The sequence below is a fragment of the Pseudomonas sp. EA_15y_Pfl1_P101 genome (genome assembly GCF_963970835.1).
Lineage (GTDB): Bacteria > Pseudomonadota > Gammaproteobacteria > Pseudomonadales > Pseudomonadaceae > Aquipseudomonas > Aquipseudomonas tritici.
Map to the genome: position 1 here is coordinate 272,194 of NZ_CAXAPA010000003.1, position 24,779 is coordinate 296,972.

21 protein-coding genes and 6 pseudogenes are annotated in these 24,779 nt (G+C 57.9%); 15 read left to right on the top strand and 12 right to left on the bottom strand.

Translation table 11 applies throughout. The features are described 5' to 3' along the window. The first annotated feature begins 12 nt into the window (after nucleotides 1–12). Nucleotides 13–807 (top strand): AraC family transcriptional regulator, encoded by a 795-nt coding sequence (locus tag AACY36_RS05975; protein ID WP_339420587.1) that lies wholly within the window; start codon nucleotides 13–15, stop codon nucleotides 805–807. 183 nt (nucleotides 808–990) lie between these two features. Here the strand turns inward: AACY36_RS05975 and AACY36_RS05980 are convergent, their stop codons facing one another. Continuing rightward, the gene (locus tag AACY36_RS05980; protein WP_339420586.1) at nucleotides 991–2,289 is read right to left on the bottom strand and encodes an SLC13 family permease; all 1,299 of its coding nucleotides are present in this window, start codon (nucleotides 2,287–2,289) and stop codon (nucleotides 991–993) included. Nucleotides 2,290–2,322: 33 nt separating this feature from the next. Continuing rightward, nucleotides 2,323–3,084 (bottom strand): amidohydrolase family protein, encoded by a 762-nt coding sequence (locus AACY36_RS05985; RefSeq protein ID WP_339420585.1) that lies wholly within the window; start codon nucleotides 3,082–3,084, stop codon nucleotides 2,323–2,325. A gap of 21 nt (nucleotides 3,085–3,105) precedes the next feature. Between AACY36_RS05985 and AACY36_RS05990 the strand changes: the two genes are divergently transcribed. After that, nucleotides 3,106–3,666: a GntR family transcriptional regulator gene (locus AACY36_RS05990; RefSeq protein ID WP_339420584.1), complete on the top strand. Its 561-nt coding sequence runs from the start codon at nucleotides 3,106–3,108 to the stop codon at nucleotides 3,664–3,666. Between the two features lie 41 nt (nucleotides 3,667–3,707). On the opposite strand, the pseudogene AACY36_RS28190 reads toward AACY36_RS05990, so the two are convergent. After that, nucleotides 3,708–3,912: pseudogene (locus AACY36_RS28190) on the bottom strand (DUF6124 family protein); the annotation flags it as partial. Between the two features lie 437 nt (nucleotides 3,913–4,349). On the opposite strand from AACY36_RS28190, the gene AACY36_RS05995 reads away from it, so the two are divergent. Beyond that, a complete protein-coding gene (locus AACY36_RS05995; RefSeq protein WP_339420583.1) occupies nucleotides 4,350–5,564 on the top strand; it encodes an aldose 1-epimerase family protein in 1,215 nt (404 codons plus the stop codon). A gap of 18 nt (nucleotides 5,565–5,582) precedes the next feature. Here AACY36_RS05995 and AACY36_RS28195 read toward each other — a convergent pair. After that, nucleotides 5,583–5,689 (bottom strand): annotated as a pseudogene (locus tag AACY36_RS28195) (Mg chelatase-like protein); the annotation flags it as partial. Nucleotides 5,690–5,721: 32 nt separating this feature from the next. Between AACY36_RS28195 and AACY36_RS06000 the strand changes: the two are divergent. Beyond that, nucleotides 5,722–6,081, top strand: a pseudogene (locus AACY36_RS06000) (tyrosine-type recombinase/integrase); the annotation flags it as partial. A 55-nt stretch (nucleotides 6,082–6,136) separates the two neighbouring features. On the opposite strand, the gene AACY36_RS06005 reads toward AACY36_RS06000, so the two are convergent. Then, nucleotides 6,137–6,685: a cytochrome b gene (locus AACY36_RS06005; protein WP_339420582.1), complete on the bottom strand. Its 549-nt coding sequence runs from the start codon at nucleotides 6,683–6,685 to the stop codon at nucleotides 6,137–6,139. Between the two features lie 189 nt (nucleotides 6,686–6,874). Between AACY36_RS06005 and AACY36_RS06010 the strand changes: the two genes are divergently transcribed. The 9 genes and pseudogenes from AACY36_RS06010 to AACY36_RS28205 all read left to right on the top strand — a co-directional run bounded on the left by AACY36_RS06010 (nucleotide 6,875) and on the right by AACY36_RS28205 (nucleotide 15,816). Further along, a complete protein-coding gene (locus tag AACY36_RS06010; RefSeq protein ID WP_339420581.1) occupies nucleotides 6,875–7,552 on the top strand; it encodes a thermostable hemolysin in 678 nt (225 codons plus the stop codon). Beyond that, nucleotides 7,542–9,023 (top strand): AMP-binding protein, encoded by a 1,482-nt coding sequence (locus AACY36_RS06015; RefSeq protein ID WP_339420579.1) that lies wholly within the window; start codon nucleotides 7,542–7,544, stop codon nucleotides 9,021–9,023. Before AACY36_RS06010 ends, AACY36_RS06015 begins: the two co-directional genes overlap by 11 nt. Next, on the top strand, nucleotides 9,020–9,694 hold the full coding sequence (locus tag AACY36_RS06020; protein WP_339420578.1) for a TenA family transcriptional regulator: 675 nt from the start codon (nucleotides 9,020–9,022) through the stop codon (nucleotides 9,692–9,694). Before AACY36_RS06015 ends, AACY36_RS06020 begins: the two co-directional genes overlap by 4 nt. Then, nucleotides 9,681–10,490 carry an SDR family oxidoreductase gene (locus AACY36_RS06025; protein WP_339438131.1) on the top strand — a complete coding sequence of 270 codons (810 nt, stop codon included), beginning with the start codon at nucleotides 9,681–9,683 and terminating at the stop codon, nucleotides 10,488–10,490. The genes AACY36_RS06020 and AACY36_RS06025 overlap by 14 nt, the downstream gene beginning before the upstream one ends. Further along, complete coding sequence (locus AACY36_RS06030; protein WP_339420576.1) at nucleotides 10,487–11,131, top strand: tetratricopeptide repeat protein; 645 nt, start codon at nucleotides 10,487–10,489, stop codon at nucleotides 11,129–11,131. Before AACY36_RS06025 ends, AACY36_RS06030 begins: the two co-directional genes overlap by 4 nt. An 11-nt stretch (nucleotides 11,132–11,142) precedes the next feature. Next, entirely contained in the window at nucleotides 11,143–11,802 is a 660-nt protein-coding gene (locus tag AACY36_RS06035) for a response regulator (RefSeq protein WP_339435990.1), read from the top strand. Further along, nucleotides 11,802–13,172, top strand: a complete 1,371-nt coding sequence (locus AACY36_RS06040; protein WP_339420574.1) for an ATP-binding protein — start codon at nucleotides 11,802–11,804, stop codon at nucleotides 13,170–13,172. The genes AACY36_RS06035 and AACY36_RS06040 overlap by 1 nt, the downstream gene beginning before the upstream one ends. A gap of 733 nt (nucleotides 13,173–13,905) precedes the next feature. Then, nucleotides 13,906–14,697, top strand: a pseudogene (locus AACY36_RS28200) (cache domain-containing protein); the annotation flags it as partial. Nucleotides 14,698–15,114: 417 nt separating this feature from the next. Then, a complete protein-coding gene (locus AACY36_RS28205) occupies nucleotides 15,115–15,816 on the top strand; it encodes a methyl-accepting chemotaxis protein (RefSeq protein WP_370468000.1) in 702 nt (233 codons plus the stop codon). 76 nt (nucleotides 15,817–15,892) lie between these two features. On the opposite strand, the pseudogene AACY36_RS28210 reads toward AACY36_RS28205, so the two are convergent. Then, nucleotides 15,893–16,003 (bottom strand): annotated as a pseudogene (locus AACY36_RS28210) (DUF2252 domain-containing protein); the annotation flags it as partial. Nucleotides 16,004–16,198: 195 nt separating this feature from the next. Here AACY36_RS28210 and AACY36_RS06050 point away from each other — a divergent pair. Next, a complete protein-coding gene (locus tag AACY36_RS06050; RefSeq protein ID WP_339420572.1) occupies nucleotides 16,199–17,770 on the top strand; it encodes a putative bifunctional diguanylate cyclase/phosphodiesterase in 1,572 nt (523 codons plus the stop codon). Nucleotides 17,771–18,273: 503 nt separating this feature from the next. Here AACY36_RS06050 and AACY36_RS06055 read toward each other — a convergent pair. The 6 genes from AACY36_RS06055 to AACY36_RS06080 form a co-directional block, all read right to left on the bottom strand. Next, complete coding sequence (locus tag AACY36_RS06055; RefSeq protein ID WP_339420571.1) at nucleotides 18,274–18,726, bottom strand: hypothetical protein; 453 nt, start codon at nucleotides 18,724–18,726, stop codon at nucleotides 18,274–18,276. A 185-nt stretch (nucleotides 18,727–18,911) separates the two neighbouring features. Beyond that, the gene (locus AACY36_RS06060) at nucleotides 18,912–19,157 is read right to left on the bottom strand and encodes a TolC family protein (RefSeq protein ID WP_339420570.1); all 246 of its coding nucleotides are present in this window, start codon (nucleotides 19,155–19,157) and stop codon (nucleotides 18,912–18,914) included. A gap of 530 nt (nucleotides 19,158–19,687) precedes the next feature. Next, the gene (gene guaA, locus AACY36_RS06065) at nucleotides 19,688–21,265 is read right to left on the bottom strand and encodes a glutamine-hydrolyzing GMP synthase (RefSeq protein WP_339420569.1); all 1,578 of its coding nucleotides are present in this window, start codon (nucleotides 21,263–21,265) and stop codon (nucleotides 19,688–19,690) included. A gap of 81 nt (nucleotides 21,266–21,346) precedes the next feature. Further along, nucleotides 21,347–22,816 (bottom strand): IMP dehydrogenase, encoded by a 1,470-nt coding sequence (gene guaB / locus AACY36_RS06070; protein ID WP_339420568.1) that lies wholly within the window; start codon nucleotides 22,814–22,816, stop codon nucleotides 21,347–21,349. A 104-nt stretch (nucleotides 22,817–22,920) separates the two neighbouring features. Beyond that, on the bottom strand, nucleotides 22,921–23,469 hold the full coding sequence (locus AACY36_RS06075) for a sugar ABC transporter ATPase (RefSeq protein ID WP_339420567.1): 549 nt from the start codon (nucleotides 23,467–23,469) through the stop codon (nucleotides 22,921–22,923). A gap of 144 nt (nucleotides 23,470–23,613) precedes the next feature. After that, a complete protein-coding gene (locus tag AACY36_RS06080; RefSeq protein WP_339420566.1) occupies nucleotides 23,614–24,381 on the bottom strand; it encodes a sulfite exporter TauE/SafE family protein in 768 nt (255 codons plus the stop codon). A 42-nt stretch (nucleotides 24,382–24,423) separates the two neighbouring features. Between AACY36_RS06080 and AACY36_RS06085 the strand changes: the two are divergent. Next, nucleotides 24,424–24,771: pseudogene (locus AACY36_RS06085) on the top strand (LysR substrate-binding domain-containing protein); the annotation flags it as partial. Nucleotides 24,772–24,779: the final 8 nt, after the last annotated feature.

The window sequence follows — 24,779 nt, forward strand, 5'->3', positions numbered from 1 at the left end:
GATACCTAAATTATGCCAAGTTCAAAAAATGGCGTTTCCTCCCCGGAAGATTTCGATTCAGATCTTTTCGCTGAGGCAGCGATCGCCCTCAAGGTTGCGCCCGAACTCAATCATTCGAGTGTCAGCCCGCATGATCATCGTAAGGGGCAACTGATCCTGTCTTTGCAAGGTGCAGTGAGTTGTGAGGTACAAAATGCACTCTGGCTTGTCCCTCCCCAGCACGCGGTATGGATCCCGGGCGGTACTCCTCACAGTTGCCGAGTGACCGAAAACGCTCGTACCTGCTTTCTGTTTGTTGAGCCCGGTGCAGCAGCTATGCCTGAAGCGTGCTGTACGGTTGCAATCACGCCCCTTGTCCGGGAGTTGATCCTGCATCTCGCTGAACAGGAACCTTCTTATCTGTCCGAGGGCAAGACAGCGCGACTGGTTGCAGTACTGCTTGAGCAGCTTTGCGATGCCCCGCTGAAAGAGCTGCACTTGCCGATATCAGACCACCCTAAGATCAAAAAAATCGCAGATACGCTTTTTGCAGACCCCGGCGACCGAACCACTTTGCGCGAGTGGGCCACTCGGCTTGCAACCAGCGAACGATCACTGGCCAGACTGGTGGAAAGCACGACTGGGCTGAGCTTCGGACGCTGGCGCCAACAGTTGCATTTGATGATCGCACTGAGTCATTTGGCGGAGGGTGTCTCCGTGCAGCGTGTGGCGGGCATTCTGGGATATGACTCTGTTAATGCCTTCATCACCATGTTCAAGAAAGCCTTGGGTAAACCGCCTACACAGTATTTTTCCTCGCTACGTTAACGCAGATAGCGCGATCAAAGCCTTAACGGGATGGGTGACGGCAAGCAATCCCATTCGATTTGACCGATATCGGATGGCCTGCACCCTTCCCGGCTCATCAATGAGGGTCATTTTTCCCTATTGGTTGATCGACGTGCCAAACGCAACGGCTCGGCAAAGGCGCCGAGCCGTGAAGAGCCGTGCTTAAACGAACGTCAGGACAGCGTTGAACACCAGTGCCGCGACAAAGCCAAGAGGCGCTGCGCGAAACAGGAGCTGCTGGAACAATGAGCTGCGGCTATGCTCCGTGGTACATGAGCCTAATATCAAGCTGCCACCAGAGGAGAACGGCGAGATGGAGGTGGCTTGAGCGCCCACGACGATGGCCACGAACAGGATCATCGGATCGAGCTCCAGTGCCGTGGCAAGCGGTGGCACCAATGGGAACAGCGCCGGCGTCACCACCCCCAGTGTGCTGGAGAACAGTGACATGAACGCCGCCACCACACCGAAGACAATCGGTACCATGATCGGCGCAATGCTATTGCCCATCCACGATGCCAGCAAGCCGATGGTCCCGGCCTTGATCGCGACCGAAATCAGCATGCCCACACCGCAGATCATGATCAGCGTGCCCCAGGGCACGGACGCCATGGCCTTGCGTTCGTCGCCCAGTTTCAGCAAGAGCGCGATCACCGAGAACAGGCTGGCGATCAAACCGATGTCCATCTTCGAATTGATGAAGCTCACCGTGGAGTTGTCCGGGAAGACAATTTGCGCGATGGGCGCCGCCAGCACGATCACCATCATGGCCAACGTCAGCCACAGGGTGATTGTCTGCTCGCGGTTCAGCGGCGTCGGCACGGCGACCGCATAAGCGGACGCCTTCATCGCCTTGCCATGGCCGGTGAGAAACACCAATACCGAAATCACCGCCAGCGGTATCACCAAGGTACTGGCGAAAATCGCTGCGGCGTTGATGAAAGCCTCGTTTTCCGGGATGCCGGCATTGACCATCAAGCCACGAAAAATGATACCACTCTGGCTGGAGACGAAGTTGGCTCCGCTCAAGGCGCCATAGTTGACCGCCATGCCGCCCGTGATCAGGCTCATCCCGGTGCGCTCACACAGCAGCAACGTGATGGGCGCCATGAACGCCAGCACTGTGTAGTAGCCTGCCCCCATCGCCGAGATGGCGGTTGCCGTGAAGAAGACCGCGAACGGCAACAGTTGAGGCATCGACCGGCATCGATAAATCAGATGCTCCGCCAGCTTTTCAAGCGTGCCATTGACGGTGGCAAAACTATAGAACAGACAAACCGAGAAGATGATGAAGAAAATCTTCAGCGGCCACAGGCTGATGACTTCGGACGGGCTCAACCCCATACCGTAACAGCCGATCAGGTAAGCAAAAGCGATGGCAAACAGGCCTATGTTGATCTTGGTTTTGTAACCGAGGGCGACGGCGACAACGATTGCCGCGACGACGAGCAGGCTCATCATGATGGAAGTCCTATTGTTGTTATTGACACTGGTTTAGCGGGAAATGTCGAAGCCAAACAGCTTCGCTGGGTTGTCCTTGAGCACATGCGCCCGCTCGGCCGCGTCCGGCAGCAAGCCCTCGAGGAAAGCGACTTGCCGGGCATAGTCCGTCTGCTGTTCAAACTGAGTGTTGGGCCAATCGCTGCCCCAGACGAGTCGCTGGAGACCGCCACTCGCGTCGCGCACCAGAGCCAGCGCATGCGACGCCTGGGCCAGATCGGATTGACTGCGGTACGCGGCGGACAGCTTGAGCCACACCCCGTCATCCTTCAGCAACTCTAGAAACGCCTGATGGTTGGGGTTCCCTGCATTGATGCCCCCCGTCGGCAGGCCGAAATGATCGATGACCACGGTCACACCGCAGGCTCTGATGGCCGATACGATCAGCGCCAGGTCATCGATGCCGCGCTGAATTTCCACTTGCCATCCCCGCAGCGCTAATTGCTGGAATAGAGCGGTCCAGGCTGGGCCGCTGTAATCCGCCAGCGCCTTACCAATGAGATTCAAACGGATGCCGACCACACCGGCTTCTGCCAATTCGTCCAACTGGGTTTCGCTGACGGCGACATCCACCACCGCCACCCCACGCAAGCGCTGCGGATAACGGCGCAACGCGTCGAGCATGAAGTGATTGTCGGTGCCCAGAAAGCTCGGCTGAATCAACACGCCGTGTGAAAAACCGTGGCGATCCAGGTGATCCAGGTATTGCTCCACCAAAGCGTTGTAACCCGGGCTGTAGCGACGGTTGGCAACCATCGGCAGATCCTGGCGGAAGACGTGGGCGTGCGTGTCCACACCGGTGAAGGCAGGCGGGGCCGTGGCACCTACGTGCGCCGCCCCAACTTCGATGCCTCACTGGCGCGATTCTTCAGGCAAGTGAATGCCGCGGGTGGGCGAGAAATACCGACCAGCAGCATCCTGGCAAAGGACCGGCAAAAACCCTCACAGCCGGTGGCAACAGCACTGAAGTTGGCGGACGACGAAGACGTCGTGCACCTGGAGCGGCTGCGGATGGTTGAAAGCCGCACACTGTTTCACGAGGATATCTGGCTCCCCGTCACACGATTCGGCGTATTGCTGGACATTAATTCCGAAAGCTTCGGCAAACTGCTCTACCCGTTTTATGAAACCCAGTGCGGCCAATGTATCGGCTCGGCGACCGAGACCCTCACCGTGCAGCAAGCCGACCGGGGCATCGCCAAAATCCTTTCGATCAAAGAAGGCGCCCCGGTCGTCACCATCGAGCGCACCGCCCTCGGCTATGACAGCTCCCCGCTCGAATACCGAATTTCCCGCGCGGCGGCCGAGGGGTTCAGGTACCAGATCGATATCTCATGAGCCCAGTGGCAAGGGCACCCACGCCCTCGCCGCCCGGTGTCGGGATTACGCAGGCGGTCCAACCGATCCAGCGCCAGCTCACCGAGCATGATGATCTGTGCAATTCCCAACAACGCATTACGACTCGGCCACTGAAACGTCTCCGCCAAGTCGCAGGCCATTACATTGGCGACGCCAAGGATCCACAGGCGTGAACCAGCAAGCTTTCGGTGTCGAATCCGGGTTAACCGCATACATCGTGCTCGGGCCCAGTTGCGGGTTTTGATGTCTTCGGTGTTGAGGGAATGGTCGAGGGAGTTGGCCTTATGAGCACCACATTTGGAGCAAAACCGATAGGGAATTTTAGATGAGCGTCGGCTTAGGGGCCAGACTGTGTGAAAACGCATGCGCCGTATTGAAGTCTCGTTGCTACGTAAAATCTGCGAGCGTTTTGTTAATCAGCGGCCCGAAAATTTGCGTGAGAGCGCGATGTTCGTTCCAGTCCTGACTGAAAAATCTGCTCCAAAACGTCTTCACACAGCCTGGGTCGATTGCCGCTATTCGCGAAGTGCATCTTAGGGTCTTTAGCCGGCAACAGAAGGGAGAAATGAGCTATCAGCGACATCACCGTGTCGATCTTTTAGCTTGCTGAAACGTTTCATCACGTTTATAAAAATGGCACAACTCCAAGAAAGGCTGCCGCCATGACCCCGCTCAAACTTTTTGTTGCCCTCAGCGCACTGTCCGCTGCCTCCCACGCCATGGCCTGGGATTACGTTCTGCTCGACACTGACAAAGCCGCCCAGAGCTGGCAGATCACCAGTCAGCAACTCGGAATAAAAACCGACAAACCCTTCAGCGTTACCTTGCGCACCTTGCACGGCGGTCGGCAGGAGGGCGTCAGCATCGTCGACATCGATAACGGCACGATGAAACTCTCGGTAGTGCCGACTCGCGGAATGAACGTCTTGCAGGCCTCGGTTGGCAATGTACGCATGGGCTGGGATTCGCCGGTCAAGGAAGTGGTCAATCCGTCTTTCATCGAACTCAATGGCCGCGGTGGTCTGGGCTGGCTGGAAGGTTTCAATGAGCTGGTCACCCGCTGCGGATACGAATGGGTCGGCCACCCCGGCGTCGACAACGGCGAACTGCTCACCCTGCACGGTCGGGCCGCCAACATTCCTGCGAATAAAGTCACGCTGCATATCGATGAAAAACCACCGTACGCCATTACCCTGCGCGGCGAGCTGAAAGAGCAGGCGTTCAAGAAGGTCGACTTCTCGGTCGCGACCGAACTGGTCACCGAACCCGGCAGCGTCGTGTTCGCCCTCAACGACACCCTGACCAACAACGGCGACTATCCGAAGGAATACCAGGCGCTTTATCACAGCAACTTCAGCACCCCTTTCCTGGAGCAGGGCGCTCGTTTCGCCGCGCCGGTGAAACAGGTGTCGCCGTTCAACGACAAGGCCAAGGACGATCTGCCCGACTGGCAAACCTACCGCGCACCGACCAAGGACTACGACGAAACGGTGTACAACGTGGTGCCGTATGCCGATGCCAAGGGCGATACGTTGACCGTGTTGCATAACAAGGCCGGTAGCCTGGGCGTTTCGGTCGGCTTCAATACCCAGACACTGCCCGTGTTTTCCCTGTGGAAAAACACCGACACCCAAGGCCAGGGCTATGTCACGGGGCTGGAGCCGGGGACAAGTTTTTCCTACAACCGCCGTTATCAGCGACCACTGAATCTGGTACCGACAATTGGGCCCAAGGAACACAAGCAGTTCCGCATCAGCTATAGCTTGTTGGCGGATAAGGCGGCGGTAGATAGAGCCTTGAAGCAGGTTAGCGAGATTCAGGATGGGCGGGAGACTGAGGTGCGGCAGACGCCGTTGGTTGATCTTACCAAGGGGTGACAGGGGCTGGAGCATTGTCGCCCGATATTGCAGCCCCTCGGCCATGTGTTCGCGTCTGATCCCGTCGGCTTGTTCAAGGTCCACCAGCGAGCGCGCGACCTTGAGCGGCGATGGGCTGCTTGCAACGGTTCGGTCACTGTCCTCGGTTGGCCGACTGCAGCCCGTCCAATTCGAGATCACTGCGAAGACGCGACTCGCTGTGGAGGAATGGGTACAACAGGCTCGACTTAGAAATAGGGACTTTCTGTTTCCAAGTTGGCTAAAAACTTCCGAGCATCTATCCACGCGTCAATACTCACGCATAGTGGAAGCCTGGGTAAGCTCCATCGGCCTCGACCCAGTGCCATATGGTACTCATACGATGCGTCGTACCAAGGCTTCATAGATCTATCGATGAACGAAAAACATCAGAGCAGTACAGATACTTCTCTGTCACACCAAGCTAGAAAGCACTGTCAGATATCTTGGCGTCGAAGTGGACGACGCGCTTGAGATGGCTGAGCAGACTGAAGTATGAGCGGGTAACGGCGACGGGGCAGTTCACCGCGTCGCCTTCGGCCAATAGCTGTCCTTCATGAATTTCGCTCAAACACCATCCTTTCCAGCGTATTGTCCTTCATCCAATAGTGATGAAACAGACCCGCCACCGCGTGCAAACCAATCAACCAATATCCTGCAGTGCCAACCAGCTCATGCCAGTACTTCAGCTGTTTGGCGAAGTCCGGGGCAATGGCTACCGGTGCCGGCACGTGAAAGCCAAAGTAAGGGAACGGCTTATCGCCAGCTGCGAGCATCAGCCAGGCGAGGATGGGCGTTGCGATCATCAGCCCGTAAAGCGCAAGGTGTGTCAGATGCGCGATAGCGGTCTGCCAAGCCGGTGGTCTTGGGATGATCGGTGGTCGTGGGCTCAGGCGCCCGACCAGGCGAACCCACACCAGGGCGAAGATGCTTGTACCAAACAAGCCGTGAAAGCCCATGAGCAAACCCCGCGCTTCGCTGCCTTTGGGCAGATAACCCTTGATTTCAACACAGGCATATACCCCGACGAACAGGGCGAGCATCAGCCAGTGCAGGGCTATTGAAAGTTTTCCATATCGGGTTACGGCGGTGTCGCTGGTCATAAGAAGCGCCTGTTGATTGTTGTGAGGGACCGTTGATCCGGTTTCCTTGAACCGGCTGCGTCACCCTGCTCGTCCTGCCTTAAGAGAGTCTGAAGATCGACCCAAAGGTTATTCCTCTTTCACCTTCAGACTTCGTTAAGAAATGGCTTGGATACTTCGCTCAATCTCATTGAGGAAGGCGTTCGGCCCATGCTCGATCTCGACTGGAACATCCCCCTGCCCTTGCATTTCGGCCAGGCTGAAACGTCACCGTTAACCCTGGCTGGTGCTTTGCCGAACGACGCTTTGCGAGCGACATTCGAAGACTTTATCCAGCAGCGTTTTCGCAAGGCCCACGGCGCCGACATCCGCCACTTCATGCCCGAGCTGTTCGGTATGCACAACGGTGAGGGCCAGTTGTGCGCAGTGGCCGGCGTGCGTCGCGCGCACCTTGAGCCGCTGTTTCTGGAGCGGTATCTGGATAAACCAATTGAGCCTTTGATCAGCGCGGCGGCTGATCACTCGGTAGACCGAAATGCCATTGTCGAGGTTGGCAATCTGGCGGCCAGCGACACCGGCAGCGCGCGCCTGAGCATCATCGCCATCACCTATTTGCTGGCCATGGGTGGCCTGGAATGGGTGACGTTCACTGGCAATATCGGACTGGTCAACAGCTTCCATCGTCTCGGACTGAAACCCGTGACCTTGTGCGCCGCTGATCCAGATCGACTGGGCGACGAGCGCCAACATTGGGGCAGTTATTACGAGAGCAAACCCTGGGTGCACGTCGGCAACATCCGCGCCGGGTTCGTCCACCTACGCAATATCGGCCTGTTCAGCCGCCTAGGTTTGCCGACCTCAATTGAAGGGGCCTGTCATGTCGCTTGAACTGCAACGCTTTCAGGAAACATTGCGCAAGCACGCCCAGCGTAATAACAACGCGACCGCTCTGTGGGGCGACACGCTGAAACTCGATTACGCCACCGTCTATGCAGAAGTGCTGTATCGCCAGGAGCGGCTGCGCGATGAGCAGGTGCAAGTCGTCGCCCTGGCGCTGGACAACGGCGTCAACGCAATGCTCTGGGATCTGGCGGTGTTGTTCGAAGGGTTGACCTGCGTAACGCTGCCGCCGTTTTTCAGCGCGGCACAACGCACCCATTGTCTGGAGCAGAGTCAGGCCGAACGCGTGATTGCCGAACCGGAGTTGGACCCCGAACTGCGCGCTGCCGGCTATGAGCAACGCGGCGAGTTCTGGTGCCGCGCCTTTAGCAGCCAAAGACACATGCCGATTGGCACCGCCAAACTGACCTTCACGTCCGGCACCACCGGCACGCCGAAAGGTGTTTGCCTGAGTGCCGACAGCTTGCTGCGGGTCGCACGAGAGCTGGATCAGGCGAGCGAAACCACCGGCCCGCAACATCACTTGGCGCTGCTGCCATTGGCGATACTACTGGAGAACCTAGGCTGTTATGCCGCGCTGTATGCCGGTGCGATGCTCAGTTTGCCGAGCCAGAAAACCCTCGGTATTCAGGGCGCCAGTGGCGTCGATGTGCCGCACCTGTTGGGTTATCTCGCCGGGCGTGCGCCGGAGAGTCTTATCCTGGTGCCACAGCTGTTGCTGATGCTAGTCAGCGCCGCCGAACAGAAAGCCTTCGCCCCGCAAACTCTGCGCTTTGCGGCGGTCGGTGGTGCAAGAGTTTCCAAAGATTTGCTGGACCGTGCGCAACGGGTCGGCCTACCGGTTTTTGAAGGTTACGGTTTATCCGAATGCGCGTCAGTGGTGTGCCTCAACCGCCCCGGCGCACTCAGACCCGGCAGCGTCGGTCGACCGCTGCCCCATGTCGAAGTGCGGTTGGCCGAAGACGGTGAAGTGCTAATCAAGGGCTCGACGCTGCTCGGCTATCTAGGGGACACATCGTACGCCGATGAGTGGTGGCCGAGCGGCGACCTGGGCGAGTTCGACCCGGAAGGTTTTCTTTATCTCAAGGGGCGCAAGAAGCATCAGTTCGTCACCAGTTACGGGCGTAACGTCAACCCGGAATGGGTCGAGTCCGAGCTGACCCAGCGCCGCCACATCGCCCAGGCGTTCGTTTACGGTGAGTCCTTGCCGCGCAATCACGCCCTGCTCTGGCCGCATCGCCCGGACTGCACCGATGCCGAACTAGCCGCTGCCGTCGCCGAAGCCAACGAGGCATTGCCCGATTACGCACAGGTGCATCAGTGGACGCGTCTGCCACAACCCTTCACTGCAGCCAATGGCTTTCTAACCGCCAATGGCCGCCCCCGCCGCGACGCCATCGTCACGCAGTACCACGCCCAATTGACCGAATCCGTTGTCCGAGAGGAATCCGCATCATGACTTTTTTCGACACCCTGCAAGCAGCCACACAGCGTGAACGCGACGAGCTGTTCAACCTGCCGATTATCCACGATGCGTTGCACGGTAAGGTTAGCCTCGATAGCTATCGGGCTTTTCTCGCACAGGCTTACTATCACGTGCGCCACACCGTGCCATTGATGATGGCATGCGGCGCACGTTTGCCGACGCGTCTGGAATGGTTGCGCAAAGCCGTGTGCGAGTACATCGAAGACGAATACGGCCACGAACAATGGGTACTCAACGACATTGCGGCCTGCGGAGGTGATCGCAAGGCCGTGCATGATGGCCAGCCTTCGCTGCCGATTGAGCTGATGGTGAGCTTCCTTTATGACCTGATTGCCCGAGGCAACCCGGTGGGTCTATTTGGCATGGTCAATGTCCTCGAAGGCACGAGTATCGCCCTGGCCACACACGCGGCAGGGAGCATTCAGGAGCGCCTGGCGTTGCCGGAAACCGCCTTCAGTTACCTGAGCTCTCACGGTTCTCTAGACATCGAACACATGCAAACCTATCGCCGCCTGATGAACCAATTGGAAGATCCTGAGGATCAAGCAGCAGTGATTCATGCTTCAAAAGTCGTGTACCGACTGTACACCGACATGTTTCGTGGCCTGCCGCGTGACGCGGAGACCGAACATGCAGCTGCGTAACGCGCGCGTCGTCTTGACCGGTGCTAGTGGCGGTATCGGCATGGCTATCGCCGAAGCCTTGTGCGCCGCCGGTGCTCGAGTATTGGCCGTGGCACGGCATCAGGAAGCCTTGGCTCCACTGCTCAAACGCTACCCTGACGCCCTGTGCTGGGTCGCGGCTGACCTGACACTCCCAAGCGACAAACGCAAAGTACTCGCCGCCGCCGAAGAAATGGGCGGAGTCAATCTGTTGATCAACGCCGCCGGGGTGAGCCACTTCGCCATGCTCGAACAGCTAGAAGACAGTGATATCAATGCGATGCTCGCGGTGAACATCAACGCGCCGATCTGCCTGACCAAGCTATTGCTGCCGCTACTCAAGCAGGCCGATAGCGCCATGGTAGTTAACGTCGGCTCGACCTATGGCTCGATCGGCTATGCCGGTTACGCCAGCTATTGCGCGACCAAGTTTGCCCTGCGCGGGTTTTCCGAAGCGTTGCGCCGAGAGCTGGCCGACACCCGGGTCAGCGTGCTCTACGTCGCACCGCGGGCCACCCGCACGTCGATGAACAGCGCGACGGCGCAAGCCCTGAACGACGCGCTCAAGGCCAACGTTGATGATCCGCAAACCGTGGCCTCGGCGGTGATCCACGCGATTGCCGGTGACCGCCGCGACCTGTATCTGGGATGGCCCGAACGCTTCTTCGTGCGCCTCAACAATCTACTGCCGCAACTGGTCGATCGAGGGCTGCGCAAGCAGTTGCCCCTGATCCGTCGCTTCAGCGAAAAACCCGAAAACGAGACCCTCAAGCCATGAAAAAAATCTTCGCGTGCCTGTTGATAGCAACCCTCAGCCAAAGCGTTTGGGCCCTGGAGGCCGCCGACCAGCAGCGCCTGAGCAGCATTCAACAAACCTGGGCGCACATCCAATATGAAGTGGCGGAGAAACAGCGCGCCGCCGCGTTCGAGCAGTTGTCCAGCGAAACCCAGGCGTTCACTGCGCAGCGCCCGGCGGTGGCCGAAGCCTGGATCTGGAAAGGCATTGTCACCAGCAGCTGGGCCGGTGCCGAAGGCGGACTCGGAGCGCTGGGCAAAGCCAAGGACGCTAAGGCCGACCTGGAGAAGTCCCTGACCCTCGACCCCAAGGCTCTGCAAGGCTCGGCCTATACCAGCCTGGCGGCGCTGTATGATCGTGTGCCCGGCTGGCCTATCGGTTTTGGCGACAGCGACAAATCTGAACAGCTGCTCAAGCAGGCGCTGCAACTCAACCCCGATGGCATCGACAGCCTATACTTCTGGGGCGATCACCTCTACCGTCAGAAACACTACGCTGAAGCAAAAGCGGCGCTGCAAAAAGCCCTGCAAGCGGCGCCGCGTCCCGGCCGTGAAACGGCAGATGCGGGACGCCGCAAAGAGATCGCCACTCTGCTGGTGGACGTCAACAAGAAACTCGACTGACAGGAGTCCGCGTGCGTTTATTACTGATTGAGGATGATGCGGCGCTAGGTGAAGGCATCCATCAAGCGCTGGGGCGCGAAGGCTACACCGTCGATTGGCTCAAGGACGGCAGCAGCGCGCTGCATGCCCTGCTCAGCGAAACGTTCGATGTCGCTGTGCTGGATCTCGGTTTGCCACGCATGGACGGTCTCGAAGTGCTGCGGCGCCTGCGCGACAGCGGCTCGAACCTGCCGGTGTTGATTCTCACCGCCCGCGATGCAACCGAAGATCGCATTGCGGGGCTGGATGCCGGTGCCGACGACTACCTGATCAAACCGTTCGACCTGGCCGAACTCAAGGCGCGATTGCGAGCGCTGTTGCGGCGCAGTGCCGGACGCGCGCAAGCGCTGATCGAACATGCCGGCATCATCCTCAACCCCGGCACCCAGCAGGTCAGCTACCAGGGCCATCCCGTAGCACTGACGCCCAAGGAGTATCAGTTGCTGCATGAACTGCTCTCACCTCCGGGCCGGGTGATGACTCGAGATCAACTGATTCAACTGCTCTATGGCTGGAGTGAAGAAGCGGAAAGTAACACTCTGGAAGTGCACATCTATCACCTGCGCAAAAAGTTCTCTACTGAGCTGATCCGTACCATTCGGGGTGTGGGCTATCTGGTGGAGGAACGCTGATGACTTCGATCCGTCGCCGTACATTGACGCTGATCATTGGCCTGCTGCTGGCCGGTCTGGCGGTGCTCAGCCTCTTCAATCTGCACGATAGTAATCATGAAATCGCCGAGGTTTACGATGCTCAACTGGCGCAGAACGCGCGCTTATTGCAAGGCGTGATGCGCATGCCGCTGGGGAGCAAGCAACACGCCGAACTGTACCGGGCCTTCAATAGCGCACTGGGCGAAGCGCTGCCGCGCGGCGATGGTCATCCATACGAACGGAAAATTGCTTTTCAGGTATGGAGCGCTGGCGGGGAGGTGTTGGTGCACACCGCCAGCGCGCCGTCCTTCAGTTCACCGCCGACGCAACCGGGTTTCAGTGCTGTGGTGGATGTGAACCATCGTCATTGGCGCGCCTTTCTCCTTGAAGACCCACAAAACGGCATGCGCATCTGGGTTGGCGAGCTCGATGATGTGCGCGCTGATCTGGTCGACCGCATCGTGCGTCATACGCTATGGCCGAACATCGTCGGCAGTTTACTGCTCGCGGCGATGGTCTGGCTCGCTATAGGCTGGGGCTTGAAGCCTTTGGCAAACATGGCCGAGACCCTACGTGCCCGCAACAGCGGCTCACTTGAGCCGTTGCAACTGGCACCGTTGCCCAGCGAACTTGAGCCCATGCAGGCGGCGCTCAACCGCATGCTCGCGCAGATTCAAGAAGTGCTTGGCCGTGAACGACGCTTCATTGCCGACGCAGCCCACGAAATGCGTACGCCACTCGCCGTGCTGCGAGTGCACGCGCAAAACCTGCTGGAGGCAGGCACAGAACAGGAACGTCGAGAATCGCTGGAATTCCTTATCTCAGGCGTTGATCGCACCAGCCGACTGGTCAACCAGTTACTGACCATGGCGCGACTGGAGCCCCAACCCAATCCGCCACCGCTACAGCGCATCGACCTCAGCGAAACCGTGCGTAATAGTCTCGTGCAACTGACACCGTGGTTGTTGAGCAAAAACCTTGAACTGATATTCGATGTCAGCGACCAGCCATTTTATGTATTCGCCAACCCCTCCGCCATCGACATCGCGCTGGGCAACCTGATCACCAACGCAGCCAATTTCTCTCCCGAACACGGGGTAATCGCTGTGCAACTGAACCAGGCTGATGGCTTCTGTCATTTGACCGTCGACGACCAGGGGCCGGGAATTGATGAGTCATCTAGAGAGCGATTGTTTGAGCGTTTCTATAGCCGTGGAACGGCGCAAGGCGCCGGTTTGGGGCTAACCATCGTCAACACAATAGCCCTGCGTTTGAACGGGCGTATCGCACTGGTAAACCGGGCCGAGGGAGGTTTGAGGGCTACGTTATCAATTCCAGCCAAAGAATAACCGCAAAGCATCAAATGATTATTCGTTTTGCAGAGTCGGCAATCATTGTGTGAGCCATGAGCTGTACCACATTTGTTGCTGAGTCAGACTCCCGCCAGCCATTACTTCCTCTGATAAGCACACTCGATACCATAGCAGCATTGTCCAACTGAACATGGTATCGATGTCTTTTTATAGTGATTGTTGCACTGAGCACCATGGCCAGCGCCATTAATCACATAGAAAATATCGTAACCATTATAATTTTTTACACAAAATCAACTAGTTACTATAGGCGCTTACTCACACGCAATTATCAACTAGACAATTCCACACTTTAAATAGAGGCCATAATAAAAAAAAGCCAAACCTATGGAAATACTATGATTAATAAACAACCTTCGATTTCTTTATTATCGCTGATACGAATTGACCCTACTGCCGACTTGGCGTTGCGCCATAAGTACTCAGTCCAACGTCAGACCTGCTAACGCTTTACGAAGTAGAAGCCTGGGTCAGCGAAATGTGGGCAGCTGTATCAATTCTGCATTGCCGTTGACAGCCACCGGTCGCCTAATCACTCAAAATATCATGTAGCGCCTCAACTACCGGGCTTGGCTGCCGCTATTAACTAAAGCCAACCTTAATTTTGTGGAGTTTCAGCATGTCGCTACTTCCCAACCGCATCGCAGGGCGAATGACTCTGGGGATCCTGACGCTGCTGGTTCTCACGGCATTGGCGATTTACTCAGTCATGACCTTGGGCGGCAAGCCTCAGTTAGTGGCAGCAGGAACCGAGGCAGCGGAACAATCGGCCCGTGCGATTACACGCCAGTTAGCCCTGCAAGTGAATCGCATTGAAGGCACCGCTACAGCGATGGCGCACCTGGCTGAAACCCTGCCCCACGATGAAACCCTGCTCAAGGCTAATCTGCCTAATGTAATCGACAGCCAAGGCGATGCAGCCATTGCAGGCGGCGGTCTGTGGCCAGAACCCAACAGTTTTACTGCCGGTACTGATCGCCGAAGTTTTTTCTGGGCACGCAACGTCAGCAATGGGTTGGATTACTCGGACGAGTACAACGCCGCGCAAACCCCGCCGTATCAGGCTGAGTCCTGGTACACGGGAGCGAAATCCGCGCCATCGGGACGTTGCGTCTGGTCAGATGCTTACCAGGACCCGGTCAGTGGCGTGGCAATGACGACCTGTAGCGTGCCCTACCTCGCAAAGGGCGCGTTTGCCGGTGTCGCCACTATCGATCTCAAACTTGACGGCCTCGCAGCGTTTCTCAAGGCCAAGGGCAATGTCACCGGCGGCTACGCTTTTGCGGTCGATCCTTCAGGGAACCTGCTGTTTTTCCCCGATGCAAAGAGCACCAAGGGCCTGCCGACCATTGCCGGGTTGAGCCAGGAACAAACGTGGTTGAAGCCGGTCGCCGAAAGCCTGTCGAGCAAGCCGGCCGGCACGACAACGCTGTATCTGGAACACGATGCGCGCTTGGATGGACCGGCTTACATCACATTGGAAACCATGGAAGGCACCGGCTGGCGCATTGGGCTGGTCACGCCAGAGGCCCGCGTGGTCGGACTCGCGAACAAGCTGACCGGGCAGATCTTGCTGTTCTTGCTACCGCTGTTGGGCATCCTGCTGGGGCTGGCATGGCTGGCCGGCAAACGGCTGCTGACTCAGCTTGAGGAGACCACTGCGCAAATCGAACGTCTGGGCCAAGGCGGTCAGGCAGGCGCTCAGCTAGAGATTCTGCGGTCAGATGAACTCGGCGCGTTGCGCATTGCGGTCAACCATTACGCTGGCTCTCTGCAGGCCATGCTGCGACGCATTGCCGATGAGTCGGTGTCACTGGAAACCCAGGCCAACGAACTGGCGCAACTGTCCAATGGCCTGGCTGAACGGGCAGAGACTCAACGCATGGACAACACCCTGCTCGCCACCGCCATTACTGAAATGTCGGCCAGCGCCAACGAGGTCGCACGCAACACCACAGACTGCTCGGACACGGCCCGCAGCTCACTGGTAGAAGCGCAAAAGAGTCAGGACCAAGTCAACCGCAACGGTGAGTCCATCGAAAGCCTGGCGACCGACATCTCAGGCGCGGCCACCGCCATGACTCAGTTAGGTGAAGACATCGAGCGAGTTGGCAGCGTGCTGGAGGTAATCAAATCGATCTCTCAGCAGACGAATCTATTGGCGCTCAACGCTGCTATCGAGGCCGCTAGAGCCGGAGAGCAAGGACGTGGCTTTGCGGTGGTGGCAGATGAAGTGCGCACACTCGCAGGCCGCACACAAACGTCTGCCAACGAAATTCAGGAGATGATCACCCAGCTGCGCCAGGCATCAAATTCTGCCGTCACAACCATGCAAAACGGCGCTCAACGCACTCGCGAGTCAGTGCAACAGGCAGTCGGCGTGTCCGCCACATTGGGCACTACGGTGGGCAGTTTCGATGACATCGTCCAGCGCGCCCAGCAGATCGCCGTTGCCGCCCAAGAGCAGAGCCACGTGACTCAGGAAATCAACGAGCTGGCGGTACGTATCCATGCGGCCAGCGAAGAAGGCGCCCGAGATGCGAGCACCCTTCGGGAACTGGGCAAAGGCATGCAGTCGATCTCAACCCGTCTAGGTGGATTGAGCCGCGGCACGCCCTAGCTACGCGGGGGAAAACCGGCATCCGTTTAACGAAGCTGATGCCAGTTAGCCTTTGCGGCTAAGCGTGGACAGACTATCAGTGGTCCAGCGCGCAGCGACGGCAATGCTCCAGATATCCTTGCTCGTAACGACCTACCAGGAGCACAACACCGGACCATAGCCAGGACGGTGTAAACAGCAATGCAGAGTTGACCCAGTTGCCGAAATTTCGCTGACCCACGCATCTAAATGATGCGAAATTAATAGCGTCTGGACGTCATTACAAGTTAAGCGGGCCGAAAAAGGTGGTTGGCGGTAAGGGGTCCTGAATGATGGATGGACTCAAGGAAGTTTTAAATGGGTCGATAGCTAAAGATGAGAACCCTAAAATGATGGCATTTCCATGGCCGACCGTTTATTACGTCGCTTCTTGAGACTCCACCAAGCGTGGTTAGACTTCATCGTCGTCGCCTGTTTGGGCACTTGCGTGCTTTGGGCTGGCCTTCACCTTGACCTTTATGAAGCACTTACTCGCTTCAATATCCGGCACGAGAGCTGGCAGGCAGACGAGTTCTTTTTAGGCCTCATCGTCATGGGCTGGTGTGGCTTTGCCTTTGGTATTCGAAGGGTCTACGAGCTTCGCAAGGAAATTGTCGGTCGACGTCTGGCTGAAAAAGCGGCCATCGATATGGCCATCCATGACACCTTGACGCGGTTGCCCAACCGTAGAGGGCTGGACTTGGAGTTCCATTCACGCAGACTGTGTCCTAATGATCCGTTCTTTCTTGTACTGTTTGACTTAGATGGCTTTAAATCAGTAAACGATGTTTATGGTCATAGCTATGGCGATCGGCTGTTGCGGGAATTGGCAAGCCGTATCAGTACAAGCCTACCAGATGGTGATTTCGCCTGCCGTCTGGGCGGAGATGAGTTTGCGCTCATCATTCGGTCTGCAAAAACAGCCGAGTCAGCTCGTCTTTTCCTAGATCAACTCGCCTCTTTGATTTCAAGCCCTATGGTATTTGACTCCGTATGTCTCTGCACAGCGGGCACCTATGGTGTTGCACAGTTTCCACAAGACGGGAGGGACCTTAGCAGCTTGCTGCGGCGGGCCGATCTTGCGCTGTACCAAGGTAAGCATGACGGCAAGAATACAGTTCGGTTTTTCGATCCGAGTCGGGATGTGCATCTGGAAAAGCAATCCCAAGTAGTGCAGTTGCTGCGCGAAGCACTCGATAATGGCTATCTGAGCTTGGCATATCAGCCAATTGTTGCTCTGGAGGATGAGCGTATTGTTGGCTTCGAGGCCTTGGCCCGCCTGAACCATCCCTTGCATGGGCCGATTTCCCCCTTACATTTCATCCCTGCTGCTGAGCGATCCGGCCTGATGCGCGAGCTCACCACGTTATTGCTGGAACGAGCCTGCCGGGAGGCAGCAGTTTGGCCTGAGCACCTATTGCTAGCATTCAACCTGAGCGCATTGGACCTTCGTGACGAAAATCTCGTCAACCGAGTGAAGGGTGCATTACAGCGAACCGGCTTCCCACCGAATAGGCTTGAATTGGAAGTGACCGAAACCTCCGTAGTGAGCGATTTTGGAATGGCAAGCAAGCACATAGAAGCGCTGCATGAAATGGGCATCCGTATCGCCATGGACGATTTTGGGACAGGCTACTCCAGCTTGGCTCAACTGGCTCAGTTCAATTTTGACAAACTTAAAATAGATCGCACTTTCATCAGCACGGTTCTTGAAAACGACAAGAATGCCCGCATCGTCCGAGCCGTCCTTTCTCTAAGTAAAGGACTGAGCCTGACAACTCTTGCGGAGGGGGTTGAAACGCGCTGCCAAGCGCAATGGCTGAGTGAAGCAGGCTGTGCCATGGCACAAGGGTTTCTGTTCAGTGAACCGCTTTCGGAAACGCGCCTAAGGGAGATGCTGGGATCGTTATCAAAATCTGGTAATGAAACGGCATAACTGAACCGCCCGTGGTTTTCTAGTTAGCGTGGCCGCTACTTTTTGGCCGGTAGTCGCAATTAACCGAATGTCAGCTTTTGGCTAATTCTGTTGAAAATGTCGATTTCTCAGGAAACGTGACGCTGAGCTTGGCCTGTTGCCACTGATGCAGAGTTGACCCAACTGCCGAAACTTCGCTGCCCCATGCTTCTACTTCGTAAAGCGTTAGCCGATCTGACTTTGGGCTTAATACTTATGGGACAACGCCAAGTCGGCAGCAGGGTCAACTCTGCATCAGCGGCAACAACCCGTGGCAGAGGGGCCAGCTCACCGACGCCGAGGGAACGACTGGCGTCGATGAAACTGCGGTTTTGTTAAGTACGAGGGCAGCGGCCCCGCCTTTGAATGGCACCAGCTCGCAACCAACAACAGAAGCTGCTGACCTGCGCCGGTACGCGTCAGACTGTCCTAGGAAGCCATGCACCTGGAAATCAATCTAACGCTTTACGCCAAGTCTTCAGGGCCTAGCGGACCTTGTACAGCACCGCAGCCCCTGGCTTGGCTTCAAAAGCCGGCACGGTACGCTGCTCGAGGCTACCCTCGGCGTCCCACACCAGGGTGTCCGATGGGTAATCGTCCTTACGGGTCATGGCGTCGATCTGATTGACGATCACCGCCGAGCCTGCCGATACTTCGGGGTTCCATTCAAAAACGCCGACTCTGCCGTAGAACACGGCCGGCGCGTCGGCATCGAGGCGCCGATCGGGGCACATGACCAGGCCACGATCGAGCATGACCCGCAACGCGCCGACGGGCACCGCCTTCACGGTGGGCGTGGTGCGCTCGGTACTGTGGCCCGGGCAGACATTGGCCGAGCGGGTCACCATGTCCTCGACCACTTGACGATCGGATTGAGCCTGCGCCGAAAAAGCGGCGGCAGACAGGGCGAGCAGTGCGAAACTTGACTTCCTGAGCACGCAAAACCTCCTACTGGACGAAATACTCAAACATTATGGACCGCCCATACGCAGGAACGGTCCGTTCCCAGGGGCACGCGGATACTAGCATGACAATAATTGGCCAATTGCAGCATCCGGTGCACCGGCTTTGCAGCATTCGACTTACCAGCGCAGCGCAGGTGCCAGGTTACTCCGGGGGATGATCAGTGCCCCCAGTACAGGAGCCGCCCAAGGCGACTTGTAACTGGACGCTGGTCACCAACTGCGTAGACACCCAGACTGAGCAAGGTCTGGCGCTCACTCAGGCTAGTGGACTGGGTAGTGGCAACATCGAGGTAGTCGATGGCCCCGGCTTCATATTGGTCGCGGCTGACCGACGCCGACTCTTCCGCCGATTGCGCAGAATTACGCCGCGCTTCCAATTCCGACTGCAAGGTGCGCAGCTCCACCAGGTAATCCTCGACTGTTGCCGCTCAACATGCTGTAACCACTCGGCTGCCCGGCCTTAGCTCGCAATTCCATGCCTTCGCCCAAGTGATCCCGGGCGTCCGAGCTAGCAATGATCCTGTGGTTGGCGTCGATTATCATCACTCGGCTTCGCGCGCGTTCTTCGTCGCTCAGACGCACGCTGCTGATGACCGACTCGGCGTGATTTTTCCAGTCGAAAAAATTCCGACTACGCCAATTACCGCCGTCTGCTTTTCGGCCTTGGCCCGTACGGCAGCGCTGAATACACAGCCGGACAAGGCTTCCGGGCGCAGAGTTACTTTAAGTGGAGACTGGCAAACAGTTACTGCTGACATCTGCGCAGCCAAGCGTTCTCGATACCATGTCGGCATTCCTTATCCAGGCCATGGTATCGATGTAGCTCTCTCACATGCGTACGATGCGCGCCATTAAGAACGCCATTGACGTCGTAGCAAACATCGCTTTCTGTTTTTATTTTTTTTGATAAAAATCATATAGTTGCGAATCAACCCTACTCCCACTCAATCGTCGCCGGCGGTTTGCTCGACACGTCATACGTAACGCGCGAAATACCTTCGATCTCATTGATGATACGGCCGCTGACAGTCTCCAGCAGTTCGTACGGCAGGTGCGCCCAACGGGCGGTCATGAAGTCGATGGTTTCTACGGCACGCAGCGCAACTACCCACGCGTAGCGACGGCCATCGCCTACCACGCCAACCGACTTAACTGGCTGGAACACCACGAAGGCCTGGCTGACTTTGTGGTACCAGTCGGCCTTGCGCAGTTCTTCGATGAAGATGTGGTCGGCGCGACGCAGCAGGTCGGCGTATTCCTTTTTCACTTCACCCAGGATACGCACGCCCAGGCCCGGGCCTGGGAATGGGTGGCGGTAGACCATGTCGTACGGCAGGCCGAGTTCCAGGCCCAGACGGCGGACTTCGTCCTTGAACAGTTCGCGCAGCGGTTCTACGAGCTTGAGGTTCATTTCCTCAGGCAGCCCACCCACGTTGTGGTGGGACTTGATCACGTGGGCCTTGCCGCTCTTGGCGCCGGCCGACTCGATCACGTCGGGGTAGATGGTGCCCTGGGCGAGGTACTTGATGTTGTCCAGGTGTTTGGCCTGGGCATCGAAGACGTCGATGAAGGTGCGACCGATGATCTTGCGCTTTTTCTCTGGGTCGGACTCGCCGGCCAGGTTGTTGAGGAACTGCTCCTCGGCGTTGGCGCGAATCACTTTGACGCCCATGTTCTCGGCGAACATGGCCATCACTTGCTCGCCTTCGTGCAATCGCAGCAGGCCGTTGTCGACGAAGACGCAGGTCAGTTGGTCGCCGATGGCTTTGTGCAGCAGCGCAGCAACCACGGAGGAGTCAACGCCACCGGACAGGCCGAGCAGCACGTTGTCGGTGCCGACTTGGGCACGCACGTTGGCGATGGCGTCTTCAGCGATCTTCGACGGCGTCCACAGGGCTTCACACTCGCAGATGTCGAGGATGAAACGCGACAGGATGCGGCCGCCTTGCTTGGTGTGGGTCACTTCCGGGTGGAACTGCACGCCGTAGTAACGGCGCTCGTCGCTGAACATGCCGGCGACCGGGCAGCTCGGGGTGCTGGCCAGGATGTGGAAGTCTTCCGGCATCTTGGTGACTTTGTCACCGTGGCTCATCCACACGTCGAGGCCGAACAGGCCGTCGGCGTCGATGTGGTCTTCGATACCGTCCAGCAGGCGGCTCTTGCCGACCACGTCGACACGGGCATAACCGAATTCACGCAACTCGGAACCTTCAACCTTGCCGCCCAATTGCTCGGCCATGGTCTGCATGCCGTAGCAAATACCGAAGACCGGCACGCCCAGATCGAATACGGCCTGCGGGCAACGCGGGCTGTTGGCTTCGTGCACGGACTCGGGGCCACCGGCGAGGATGACGCCTTTAGGGGCGAATTCGCGGATCGCTTCGTCGTCCATGTCGAACGGATGCAGTTCGCAGTACACGCCGATTTCACGCACGCGGCGGGCGATCAGTTGGGTGTACTGGGAACCGAAGTCGAGGATCAGGATGCGGTGGGCGTGAATGTCGAGGGCCATGAAGTCAGTCTCGTCTAATGAATCAGAAACAACTCGGGGCTGAAAGAACAGCCCCGGTTACTTAACATTTTGCTGGAAGCATCAACCTACGCGGTAGTTTGGCGCTTCCTTGGTGATCTGCACGTCGTGGACATGGGATTCAGCCATGCCGGCGCCGGTGATCCGCACGAACTCTGGCTTGGTGCGCATTTCTTCGATGTCGGCGCTGCCGGTGTAGCCCATCGAAGAACGCAGGCCGCCCATCAGTTGATGGATGATCGCGCTCAGTGTGCCTTTGTACGGCACACGGCCTTCGATGCCTTCCGGGACGAGTTTCTCGGCGCCTGCCGAGGAGTCCTGGAAGTAACGGTCGGAAGAACCTTGCGCCTGGGACATGGCGCCCAGCGAACCCATGCCGCGGTAAGCCTTGTAGGAACGGCCCTGGAACAGTTCGATCTCGCCTGGCGCTTCTTCAGTGCCGGCGAACATCGAGCCCATCATCACGCAGGAAGCACCGGCAACAATGGCCTTGGACAGGTCACCGGAGAAACGGATGCCGCCGTCGGCGATCAACGGAACGCCGGTGCCTTCAAGGGCAGCGGCGACGTTGGCGATGGCGCTGATTTGCGGCACGCCCACACCGGCAACGATACGGGTGGTGCAGATCGAGCCAGGGCCGATACCGACCTTGACTGCATCGGCGCCCGCTTCAGCCAGGGCCTTGGCCGCTGCGCCGGTGGCGATGTTGCCGCCGATCACTTGCACATCAGGGAAGTTCTGTTTGACCCAACGCACGCGGTCGATCACGCCTTTGGAGTGACCGTGGGCGGTGTCGACCACCACCACGTCAACGCCGGCAGCGACCAAGGCCGAAACGCGGTCACCGGTGTCTTTACCGGTACCGACGGCGGCGCCAACGCGCAGACGACCTTGATCATCCTTGCTGGCCAGCGGGTAAGCCTTGGCTTTTTCGATGTCGTTGACGGTCATCATGCCCTTGAGGGCGAATTTGTCGTCGACGATCAGCACGCGCTCGATGCGGTTTTTATGCAGCAGTTCGCGCACATCATTCTTGTCGGCACCTTCGCGGACAGTGACCAGGCGCTCTTTAGGCGTCATCACGTCGCGGACGGTGACTTCCATACGGTTTTCAAAACGCACGTCGCGGGAAGTGACGATGCCGACCAGGTCGCCATCGTGCAACACCGGAACGCCGGAGATGTTGTGCAGGCGGGTCAGTTCGAACAGTTCACGCACGGTAGCGTCGGCTTCGATGGTAATGGGATCTTTCACCACACCGGCTTCGTAACGCTTGACCTTGCGCACTTCGGCAGCTTGCTGCTCGATGGTCATGTTCTTGTGGATGATGCCGATGCCGCCTTCCTGAGCCATGGCGATTGCCAAACGGGCTTCGGTGACGGTGTCCATGGCAGCGGAAACCAGGGGAATATTCAGCTCGATGCCACGGGTTAGGCGGGTCTTGAGACTGACTTCGTTAGGAAGTACCTCGGAATAACCGGGCACTAGGAGAATGTCGTCGAATGTCAGAGCTTCTTGGCTGATACGCAGCATCGCGGGGGCTCCCGAGCGGGAAAATGGAAGCGCGCCATTATATACATGCACCCTGTCGGGCTCAATGTAAAACTCTGACAAACTTGGTAATACTGATAGAAGGGTTAAAGCTCGACTTTGACCCAACTCATCTTCTGGTCCAACCAATCGGCAAATTCGTCGATAAAGCTCTGCTTGAACCCCGCCTCCGCCCAGTTGTTGAAAATGAACCCCAGGTTGGAAAACCCGCATTCCTGTAGGAACAGGAACCCATTGATGTCGTCTTCATGCCCACACAGCGGGCAGGTGAAGTTATCCGTGTGGCCGGGCATCCAGTCTTCCAGGCTGTCGAACAATGCTTCGCCGACTTCCTTGCGGCATTCCGGGCAGCCGGCTTCTTCGAGAAAGCCCTTGGCCGGCGTGTAGATGCAGCGTTTGTAGATGATTTCCAGGCCGTTGATCGGCTCGTTGAACGGAAGCGCCTGGGGGTGCAGCACCACGGCGCGGGCCCCATCGGCCAGGGCGTAGGCCATGCGGTTGCCGGTGCGGCCACAGGTGGTCAGCTCTTCCTTGATAATGTTCTTGCGCACCAGCCAGCGCACGATCGCCCGGGCGCGGGGTTCGTGGACGGGCAAGGTGGAGATTTTGGGGACAAGGATGCTTTGGGAGTTCATGAGACCTGAGAGTCCTGCGGTGTGGCTACTGGCGCCATCGCGGGCAAGCCCGGCTCCCACATTGGAACGCGATCAACTGTGGGAGCCGGGCTTGCCCGCGATGACGCCCTGAAGGCTGGCAGCTTAATCCCTGCCCCACTCAGGTCAAGTACTCAAGTACCGCCCAATCAACGCCATCCCGCTGGCCAGCACCAACCAGGTCACCAACCGCACAAACGCCTCACGCGACATACGCATCGTCAGCCTGCGCCCACACCACAGCCCCAGGGCCATCGCTGGCAGCAGGCACAGCGCCAACATCAACAACGGCAAATCTGCATACACCCCGGCGACCAGGAACAGGCTCAAGCGCACCACCGTGCTGCAACTGATCAACGCGCTCTGCGTCGCGCGCGCCGCATCCTTGGGCAGGCGGCTGTTCAGGTAGATCGCATATAAAAAGCCACCACTGCCAAACAGCGCACCAAACAGCCCGCCAACCGTACCCACGGGAATCGACCAGCCCGCCGCCAGCTGTGTCGGCCGCGCCTTTACCGTCAGGCTGTAGATCGCGTAGGCGCTGATAAACAGGCCCATCAACAACAGCAACAGGTCGGAATGCAAGTTGAGCAAAAACACCACGCCAAGCGTGCAACCTATCGCCATGCACGGCAGCAACCGCAGCAGTTCCGGCTTGTTCACATCACGCCGCGCTTGCAGCAGGTTGCCAAAGGCCGCGACAAAATCCAGCAGCACCAGCAGCGGGATGATTTTCGACAGAGGCATAAACATAATCAGCAGTGGCCCCGCCACCAACGCCGTTCCAAAGCCGGCGATGCCAAACACGATATAGGCCACAACGATGCCCAGGCCGATGACCAGCCAATCCACACCAACAAACGACCACTGGCTCATCAGCTCAACCGGGCTCATGGAAAATTCCTTACGAGAGAGAGATCACTTTAGCCATCGGTGAGCGATGCGCCTATCGAACTGGCGCAATTGAAGGACGAAGCGTTTATCTCGATCCCCCATCCGCAACGCGGCGGCCTGAGTTATCTGTCAGCCGAGTTGCGCATGCGTGCGGGATTTTTCCCCAAGGCCGCGCGGGTGATGTCCCCTAAGACCACCCAGTTGCAGCTGATCCAGGCCGGCTTCGGTATTGCCTTGTTACCAAAATCCATGCAGGACATCGCCCCGGCTAACCTGCACTTTCTGCCCCTGGCCGAGCCGGACTGCCTCAGCACCGTGGCCCTCGCCTGCGCGCAGGCGCCAAGTGCGCTGGTGGAGCAATTCTGTCAAACACTGCGCGAATGCCTATAAACTGCCGC